Source organism: Spirulina sp. 06S082, from assembly GCF_034932145.1.
Classification (GTDB): domain Bacteria; phylum Cyanobacteriota; class Cyanobacteriia; order Cyanobacteriales; family Spirulinaceae; genus CCY15215.
This window is the reverse complement of the sequence record NZ_JAYGHV010000317.1, coordinates 1-8,809: the sequence shown is the minus strand read 5'-3', so window position 1 is coordinate 8,809 and position 8,809 is coordinate 1. Positions and strand designations below refer to the sequence as shown.

The window sequence follows — 8,809 nt, the reverse complement described above, 5'->3', positions numbered from 1 at the left end:
TGCAAATAGTCTACCTTTATCTCTAATTTATCCTCTGTTAATCACAGCCAAAGAGAAAGGAGAACAAGAATTAAAAAAAAGTCTGGCACATAATGCCAAAGAAGTCATTTTAGAACGAGACGATCGCCTTTTAAATTATCTGCAAGATATATCTCTCGTACCAGAAAAGTTAGAGAAAGTCAAGAGTTTTTTAGCGCAAGAAAATCAAAGTTTTGCAACTGAAGAGAAAGGAGAAATACAAACATATCTAGGTGCAGATCGTGAAACATTAAATACCTTAGAAGTATTAATTCAGGATCGACTCCCCCAAGAAATTCAAGGCACACAAAAAGATTGCGATCGCCTACAGGATCTAGAAGAAAAAATCATTTCCCTCGAACAACAACTACAAACAGCCCCTTCTCCAGAAACTTATACACAACTAGAAGAAGAACGAAAAATTGCTCGCAATTATGTTATTCAACTCAAAGCAGAATCCGAAGCAAAAAAACAAAAAACCGAAGAACTCGATCGCCAAATCGAAACCATCAAAGAAAAATTAGAAAACTATAGTCGAGAAACTATCGATCGCAAAAACCAAGAACATATTCTTCAATCCATCGCTAAAGTCAAGCAAACCTTAAAACTATTTCGAGAAAAATTAACCTTAAAAAAATTAAACAAATTAGAAACAGAAGTAACTCAATATTTCCGTCATCTCCTCCACAAATCCGATCTCGTTCATATCGTCACCATTGATACGGATACTTTTAAACTATCTCTCTACGATCCCAAAGGCAAAGAAGTTCCCAAACACCGTTTATCAGCAGGAGAAAAACAACTCCTCGCGATCGCCTTTCTCTGGGGACTCGCAAAAATTTCTGGACGCAATCTTCCCATCGCCATTGATACACCTTTAGGGCGTTTAGATTCATCCCATCGCGCCAATTTAGTCGAACGATACTTTCCCTATGCCTCCTCCCAAGTCATCCTCCTTTCGACGGATACAGAAATTGGTCAAGCAGAATATAAAAAATTACAAGAACAGGAAGCGATCGCGCGATCGTATTACCTTAAATATGATTCCGAATTATGCCAAACCACCATTGAGAAAGGATACTTTTGGGATAACCCAGCCCAATAATGAACAATTATTAATTTATGTTTCCTACAAGGGTTAAATCGGCGGGATAATTACTGAAAAGATAACGAAAAATGTTAGAGTCAGCAAAACCCCAACCTAGCGACAAGATCGGGAACGCATCCTGCGAACCCAAACTCCCCTATTGCCGATGAGCATTCAGACCTCCGTTCTGACAGAACTGCTGCACGATCTACCAGACTGGCGATCGCAGATGTACTTTAAATCTTCCCTCGTTGCCCTCTCTCATGCAATGGAAGACCGCGTTCTTGCGAGTAGCGATACCCCCCTCGTTATCGCCACTTTTCAGCAAGAACGCTTTTATCGTCAAGAAGCTCATCGCTATCGCCGCATCGCCAAAAAAAGCCAGCAAGTCTACGTTTTAGCAGTACCCGAAACTGACTTTAAAAATCATTCAGGAGAATATGAAACCATTGCATTCCCAGCAACAGATGCTCTCGTTTATGAATGGCACTTACTGGTTTTGGGCGATAATTATGCCAACTGCTTGATCTGTCGAGAACGCACCTCAGTGAGTGAAGGCGAAGAAAACCCCGGATCGGCAATGGACTCAAACCGACGTTTTGAGGGAATATGGACCTCAAATCGCGCTATTACGACTCAAGCTGCGGAATTATTACTCGATCGCATCGCCATTTATCGTCCAGAGTTAACCCAAAAGATTGAAAAGGCGAAAAAACGCTATCTCCAACACCAATACAAAATCCGTTCTTCTCCTCCAGAACTGGACGCAACTAGCCCCGATCCTTTTGTTAATCGTCTCGTAAACTATTTACAAGTCGGGCAGCATAAACTAATTAAAGCCTATCGGAAAATGGAGGCACAAGAGCGAAGAGAGCGTTCTATTCACTTAATGACCGCAGCGATCCGGCGATCGCTAGACCCCGATATTATTCTCCAAGTTGCGGTGGAGCAATTGGGGCAAACATTGGGAGCCTGTCGTTCCCTCGTTTATCGTTGCAGCAGTAGCGATGAAACCGCCACCATTGACCATGATTTCCCCAGTCCTAATATTGTCTCCTTGAAAGGAAAACAATGGCCGCTAGAGCAAAATCTGTTCTTTCAAAGCGTCATCGAAACCCAAGAATCTATCTTCATTCAAGATGTTCGCAAAGACCCTCGCTTTAGCGAGCGCGGGGCTTCTGCTTGGCAAAAGGTTGTTGAAGATGCCGCGATCGTTTCCTGGCTTTTGATGCCCGTTCTCTATCAGAGTCGTTTATTGGGCATGATAGAACTTCACTATTGTGGGGAGAAGTCAGGGGAATGGAGTTCAGAAGAAACTAGCTTAGTGGAGGCGATCGCCAATCAAATCGGGGTTGCCCTAATTCAAGCGGAGGCATACTCTCACTTAGAAAAACTCAACAAACAACTAGAAGCCTTAGATCGCACCAGTTCTAACCTGGTCGCCATTACCGGACACGAATTGCGAACCCCTCTTTCCACCATTCAAGTTTGTCTCGAAAGCCTCGCCACAGAACCGGATATGCCCTTGGAACTCCGTCAAGTGATGCTCGATACAGCTTTAGGTGATGCAGAACGGATGCGAAAGTTAATTCAGGACTTTCTCACCCTCTCCAAACTCGAGAGCGGTCGTGTAGACTGGAATCCTGAAGTTCTTTCCTTGAGTGAATGTATCGAACTAGGAATTAGTAATAATAGTGCGAGAAAATCTCCTCAAGAAATGCCTCGCATTCGCATGGCGATTCAAGAAGATTTACCCTTAGTGAAAACCGATGGAGAATGGTTGGTGGAAGTTGTGGCCAAATTACTTGATAATGCTTGTAAGTTTACTGATGCTGATGGGGAAATTTTAATTGAGGTTAAAACCAATGGAAATGAACATTTAGAAGTGACTGTATCGGATACAGGACGGGGGATAGAACCTAGTCGCTTAGAAACAGTTTTCGATCGCTTTTATCAGGAAGAAGGATCCTTACAACGCACAGTGGGGGGAGTCGGTTTAGGTTTAGCAATTTGTCGTCAAATCGCCCAACATTGGGGGGGAGAAATTTGGGCTGAGTCGGAAGGAAAAGATAAGGGAAGTCGCTTTCATTTTACGATTCCTATCTTTGAACTTCCTCCTTCAACTCCCCAAAAAACAACGGCTAAATCTACAAAGCGAACGACAAAAAATAAAAAGCGAACGACAAATCGACGAACTATAAATAAATAAAAATGATTCGTGTGAATTTATTTATTGCGTTTATCTCTTAAATTTTTGTAACCAATACCGCTACCAAAACCACCGAGAAAAACAATAAACAATCGAATTAAATCTTGATAAATTTTTATATCATTCTGAACCAAAAATACAGTAACAAAAACAAAAAGCAGACAAAAAATAAGAACATAGCAAAGCGTATATTTTTTGGATTCTTGCGAATCTAAAAAAGCCCGTTCATCTTGCTTTGCATCATTTTCTAGAAATTTTGTAATGTGACTTGGCTGTATTTTTTCTGTTAAGTTACCAAGAGAAGAACCCATTCCTGTACGTTGCATAGAAAATAAATAGCTTATTTCTTTTTTGAGAGAATTGGGCATTCTTTGTTTGAACTCTTCTGGGAAGATTTCCTCTAGAGGTTTAGGCAGTTTGGAAATGCCTCCTTCTACAACTTCATCATTATTGTCTTCAGATGATGAAACTTTTGAATCTTCTGAATCTTCTGATTGATTATCTTTTGAAATATCTGGATCTCTTTTTTCGGGCTTGTTAGACTCAAAGTTAGTCATTTGTTTCATCCAAATCCAGCAAATTTATGAGTACATTTTTAGAGAAAAGTCTATCAGACAAATTCGATACTTTTTGCTCCAAATATACACTTAGTTTATCTTCAATCTCCCTCTCTACAAACAATTGACACGTATATTCGATAAGAGTAATAAATCCTTTTTTACTGATTTCTCCTTTAGCATACAGATCGGATAAACGTAACAAAAATACTCTTAATTCATTTATTTTTAGATCGCTTGCGTTTGAATTGTTGACAAGCCAATAATGAGAAAAAGGCAAACTATCATTCTCTTCCTCTGTTATTGGTTGAATTGTATTTTTGATCTGCTTTCTATGATTGAGAGACATACTATAGCAAAACTAATTGAGATATGAAGGATGTGTAGGCTGAAAACCTTGGCATTGCTGGATTGTTTGTTTACAAATCAAATAGACTTGCTATACATAACAATACTGTTATTAGAGATAGATAAGACTGACCAACCTTTTACATAAAAAATAGCTAAAATACTTATGTTTTATAAATTAGCGCAAAAATCGATATAGTGGGCTAGATCAATTTAGATTGATGTCATTGTTCTTCTATCCTAGCTTAATTTTAGCTCATTTTTATCAAAATCCTCAAAAATACAACCAACGAAGTACCATTAGGATTGTTTATCACAGGTATTTTCAGTAATGATAAGTGGTCGGATGTAAAGAATGTACGCAAGAGCTTCCCTTTCCTTTGCTCTGTGGTTAAACATGGCCTCAAAGTTTTTGTCCGACCACTTAATAAGTTCTTTAAAAAAATTGTGATGTGACATTACTTAAGCTACTAAAATAAAATCACCATCTAAGCGATCGCGATTTCAACTACTCAAAGATGGCAAAAACGTCACCAAGCTAGGAAAAATAATAATCAATAGAAGAACAAACAACTGTAGGATAATAAAAGGAATAGCACCGCGATAAATATCTTCTGTCTTAACTTCTGGTGGCGCAACTCCCCGCAAATAAAACAGTGCAAACCCAAAGGGAGGAGTTAAAAAAGAAGTTTGTAAATTCGCCCCCAAAATAACCCCATACCATAATAAATCTAACCCTAATGCTTCTGCAACGGGAGCAAAAATAGGAATAATAATAAAAGCAATCTCGAAGAAATCAATAAAGAAACCTAAAATAAAAACAACCAACATATTAACCAGCAAAAAGCCTACTCTCCCCCCAGGCAAATTAGAGAGAAGATCGAACATAAAGCGATCGCCATGTAACCCCCGAAAAACTAAACTAAATGCAGTAGATCCGATTAAAATCATAATCACCATGCTACTAATTCGCAGGGTAGCATCGCACACCTGACGCAATGCAGACCAACTTAATTGACGATTAACCATTGCTAAGGCGATCGCGCCTAAAGATCCCACGGCACCTGCTTCCGTCGGTGTTGCTACCCCAAAAAAGATACTTCCTAACACCAAAGCAATGAGTAATAAAGGGGGAATCATCACCTGAATAACTCGCATTGTTAATGCTTTCCCACCAATTTCTCGGACTTGAGAAGGTAACGCAGGGGCAATATTAGGTTGAATAAAAGCAATTGTAATAACATAAAGTGCAAAAGCTCCAGACATTAAAAGACCTGGGATTAAAGAGCCAATAAATAAGTCTCCAATGGGAACCCCTAATTGATCGCCTAATACGACTAAAACGACACTGGGAGGAATAATTTGCCCTAAAGTTCCCGATGCTGCAATAACACCCGTTGCGAGTTTCTGATCGTAACCATAGCGCAACATAATCGGCAGAGAAATTAATCCCATTGCTACTACAGTTGCAGCAACAACTCCTGTAGAAGCAGCTAATAAAGCGCCAACAATCACGACTGCTAAGGCTAAACCTCCTCGCAGTCGCCCGAATAAAATCCCCATTGTTTCCAACAAACGTTCAGCAATTCCCGTTTTTTCCAACATAGAACCGAGGAAAATAAAATAGGGAATTGCCAACAAAGTATAGTTGGACATAATGGTAAAAATACGCTGAGGCATCGCGTTCATTAATATAGGGTTGAATGCCCCTACTGATACGCCAATAATGCCAAAAATGATGGCAACTCCTCCCAATGAAAAAGCGACTGGATAACCAAAAGATAACAGAACTAATGCCCCAGCAAACATTAACGGACCTAGCCAATCCAAACCCATTTTTTTACTCTCTCGTAATGCGATCGCGTTCTTGAATAATTGCCCAATTTTTAATAGCTTCGGAAATTCCCTGCAATATTAACAGGATAAAACAAACAATAATCATAGATTTAATCGGATAGCGAGGTAAACCACTCGGATCCGGTGACATTTCAAGAATTTTCCATGAATTGATAACAGTTCCATAAGAAAAATAAATACCGAGAAGAGAAAAAGGCAGCAACAATAATAGCGCCCCCAAAAAATCTACCCATGCTTTCCTTTTTCGACTCCAATCTTTATAAAAAATATCGACACGAACATGACCATTTTGTAGGAGGGTATAGGGCGCACCCAGAAGAAATATAATCGCAAAAAGATACCATTGTATTTCTAAGAAAGCATTAGAGGTTAGAGATTGTCCAAAAAAGCGACCTAAATTGGTAGCAATGACATTCCAAACCCCAACAATGACCATGATTAAAACTAACCCATAAGTTAGCTGACCAATCCATGTATTAAGCCGATCGATCGCCCGCGAAATCCGTAAAAGTTGCTGCATCCTTTTCAATAAACAATTACAAATGGGGAACGGTAAATCTTAATGAGCTAATAAGCAAATTGTTGCCTGTTGCCTTTCATTTATTGTTAGCAATAAAACTCGCAATACTGAGATCGTTGATGCTATTCCAAGCAGAAATGCGATCGCGGAACTGTTTCCAGGGTTCGTAAACTTCTTTAAACGTGGCATCATTACTCGCATTTTCTTCGTATAGTTCAAAAGCAGCCTTTTGTGCAGCCTTAAGAATATCCTCCGAATATTGTCTCAATTGCACCCCATGTTCTTCCTGTAGCGTTTGCAGTGCATCTCCGTTGAGTGCGTCATACTTGGCCAGCATATTCATATTGGCTTCATAAGTCGCCGTTTGCAAGATTTCTTGATATTCTTTGGGCAGTGTTTCCCACATCTCTTGATTTACGAAAACTTCCAAGGTTGGACCCGGTTCCCACCAACCCGGATAATAATAGAATTTAGCCGCTTTATATAACCCTAATTTTTCATCATCGTAGGGACCAACCCATTCTGCTGCATCAATGGCACCGCGATCGAGGGCAACAAAAATTTCTCCTCCTGGTAAGGATTGGGCGTTGACTCCTAAACGTTCCATCACTTTTCCCCCTAATCCTGGAATTCTCATTTTTAACCCTTTGAGATCGTCGGGGGTGTTGATTTCTCGCTTAAACCATCCTCCCATCTGCGCCCCAGTATTTCCGGCGGGAAAATTGATAATATTAAAACCAGCGTAAATTTTTCGCATCGCCTCTAAACCCCCCCCATGATAGAGCCAAGCGTTCTGTTGTTGGGCGGTTAAACCAAAGGGAACCGAGGTTCCAAAGGCCAAAGCAGGGTTTTTGCCAATATAGTAGTAACCCGCCGTATGACCGCATTCTACCGCCCCATTTTGGACGGCATCGAAAACCTCTAAACCTCCGACAAGTTCGCCTGCGGGATAAGGGGTAATGTCAAAGCGTCCCCCTGTCATTGCCCTAATGCGATCGCAGGTTGTAATGGCTCCCCCATAAATGGTATCGAGAGATAATGGCCAACTGGTGGCCATGCGCCATTCTATTTTGGGCAAACTACTCTCCCCTGCTTCAGTTGAGGAGGGGCTAGTGGGACTACAAGCGGCTAAAGTTGCCGCCGTTGTCGCCCCGATCGCGGTATTGGTAATAAAATTTCTACGTTTCATTATTTTTTTATAAAATTAGGGAAACTTCAGTAGTTTACAACACATTTATTGCCCTGCAAGCCGTAACATGAGATTTGAGCTTAAAACAGATACAATCCTTTACAAATGGAGGTTTGAGCATTATGGCAGGTCATAGTAAATGGGCAAATATCAAACGCCAAAAAGCGCGGGTAGACGCTAAAAAAGGCAAGACTTTTACCCAATTATCTCGGGCAATTATAGTCGCAGCACGAAGTGGGGTGCCAGATCCCGACGGAAACTTTCAACTTCGCACGGCGATCGAGAAGGCGAAGGCGGCGGGAATTCCTAATGATAATATCGATCGCGCGATCGCCAAGGGTGCAGGGACTTATAAGGATGATGAAGCCAAGTTTGAAGAAATTCGCTACGAGGGTTATGGTCCTGGGGGTATTGCTATTTTAATTGAAGCCTTTACCGATAATCGCAATCGCACGGCGGCGGATCTGCGATCGGCGTTTAATAAAAATGGCGGTAATCTGGGGGAAACGGGGTGCGTGAGTTGGATGTTTGAGCAAAAAGGGGTTGTATTATTAGAAGGGGAAGTTGAGGAAGAACAGCTATTAGAAGTTTCCCTCGAAGGAGGAGCAGAAACCTATGAATTAACGGAGGAGGAAGAGACCTGCGGGGCAGAAGTTTTTACGGAAATTGATAATTTAAACTTGCTCTCGCAAATTTTACAGGAGAAAGAATTTCCCGTCAAAGAAGCGGAAATGCGCTGGATTCCCACTAATACTATAGAAGTTGACGATCCCGAACAAACGCGATCGCTGTTAAAGTTAATTGATACCTTGGAATCCTTAGATGATGTTCAGAATGTGACCGCAAATTTTGAAATGACCGACGAGTTGCTGAACAACTATCAATTATCAGTGAATTATCAATAAACATTAAATCACGAATAAATACTATGAATGATACTGACAGTATGGATTCAAGCCCAGAGATTTTAATTGTTGATGATACCCCCAATAATATTCGAGTTCTCACGGCTATCTTGCAGAAT

At 40.6% G+C, this 8,809-nt stretch carries 8 protein-coding genes; 3 read left to right on the top strand and 5 right to left on the bottom strand.

Going from position 1 to position 8,809, the window contains the following annotated elements; translation table 11 throughout:
• Together dndD and VB714_RS19985 are read left to right on the top strand one after the other, a co-directional pair.
• Nucleotides 1-1,123 (top strand): DNA sulfur modification protein DndD (gene dndD, locus VB714_RS19990; protein ID WP_323226437.1); only part of this gene is annotated, 1,123 nt, incomplete at its 5' end.
• A gap of 148 nt (nucleotides 1,124-1,271) precedes the next feature.
• On the top strand, nucleotides 1,272-3,314 hold the full coding sequence (locus tag VB714_RS19985) for a DICT sensory domain-containing protein (protein ID WP_323226436.1): 2,043 nt from the start codon (nucleotides 1,272-1,274) through the stop codon (nucleotides 3,312-3,314).
• A gap of 17 nt (nucleotides 3,315-3,331) precedes the next feature.
• Here the strand turns inward: VB714_RS19985 and VB714_RS19980 are convergent, their stop codons facing one another.
• The 5 genes from VB714_RS19980 to VB714_RS19960 form a co-directional block, all read right to left on the bottom strand.
• Nucleotides 3,332-3,880 (bottom strand): hypothetical protein, encoded by a 549-nt coding sequence (locus VB714_RS19980; protein ID WP_323226435.1) that lies wholly within the window; start codon nucleotides 3,878-3,880, stop codon nucleotides 3,332-3,334.
• A complete protein-coding gene (locus tag VB714_RS19975; protein ID WP_323226434.1) occupies nucleotides 3,864-4,220 on the bottom strand; it encodes a hypothetical protein in 357 nt (118 codons plus the stop codon). The genes VB714_RS19980 and VB714_RS19975 overlap by 17 nt, the downstream gene beginning before the upstream one ends.
• 503 nt (nucleotides 4,221-4,723) lie before the next feature.
• A complete protein-coding gene (locus tag VB714_RS19970; protein WP_323226432.1) occupies nucleotides 4,724-6,055 on the bottom strand; it encodes a TRAP transporter large permease subunit in 1,332 nt (443 codons plus the stop codon).
• A gap of 4 nt (nucleotides 6,056-6,059) precedes the next feature.
• Nucleotides 6,060-6,596, bottom strand: a complete 537-nt coding sequence (locus tag VB714_RS19965) for a TRAP transporter small permease subunit (protein ID WP_323226430.1) — start codon at nucleotides 6,594-6,596, stop codon at nucleotides 6,060-6,062.
• A gap of 76 nt (nucleotides 6,597-6,672) precedes the next feature.
• Complete coding sequence (locus VB714_RS19960) at nucleotides 6,673-7,785, bottom strand: TRAP transporter substrate-binding protein (protein ID WP_323226429.1); 1,113 nt, start codon at nucleotides 7,783-7,785, stop codon at nucleotides 6,673-6,675.
• Nucleotides 7,786-7,907: 122 nt separating this feature from the next.
• On the opposite strand from VB714_RS19960, the gene VB714_RS19955 reads away from it, so the two are divergent.
• Nucleotides 7,908-8,690 (top strand): YebC/PmpR family DNA-binding transcriptional regulator, encoded by a 783-nt coding sequence (locus tag VB714_RS19955; RefSeq protein WP_323226427.1) that lies wholly within the window; start codon nucleotides 7,908-7,910, stop codon nucleotides 8,688-8,690.
• Nucleotides 8,691-8,809 lie beyond the last annotated feature (119 nt).

Bases quoted from the DNA above. Each gene is read 5' to 3' on its own strand.
- VB714_RS19985 (WP_323226436.1), top strand. From the start codon at position 1,272: ATGAGCATTCAGACCTCCGTTCTGACAGAACTGCTGCACGATCTACCA.
- VB714_RS19980 (WP_323226435.1), bottom strand. From the start codon at position 3,880: ATGAAACAAATGACTAACTTTGAGTCTAACAAGCCCGAAAAAAGAGAT.
- VB714_RS19975 (WP_323226434.1), bottom strand. From the start codon at position 4,220: ATGTCTCTCAATCATAGAAAGCAGATCAAAAATACAATTCAACCAATA.
- VB714_RS19970 (WP_323226432.1), bottom strand. From the start codon at position 6,055: ATGGGTTTGGATTGGCTAGGTCCGTTAATGTTTGCTGGGGCATTAGTT.
- VB714_RS19965 (WP_323226430.1), bottom strand. From the start codon at position 6,596: ATGCAGCAACTTTTACGGATTTCGCGGGCGATCGATCGGCTTAATACA.
- VB714_RS19960 (WP_323226429.1), bottom strand. From the start codon at position 7,785: ATGAAACGTAGAAATTTTATTACCAATACCGCGATCGGGGCGACAACG.
- VB714_RS19955 (WP_323226427.1), top strand. From the start codon at position 7,908: ATGGCAGGTCATAGTAAATGGGCAAATATCAAACGCCAAAAAGCGCGG.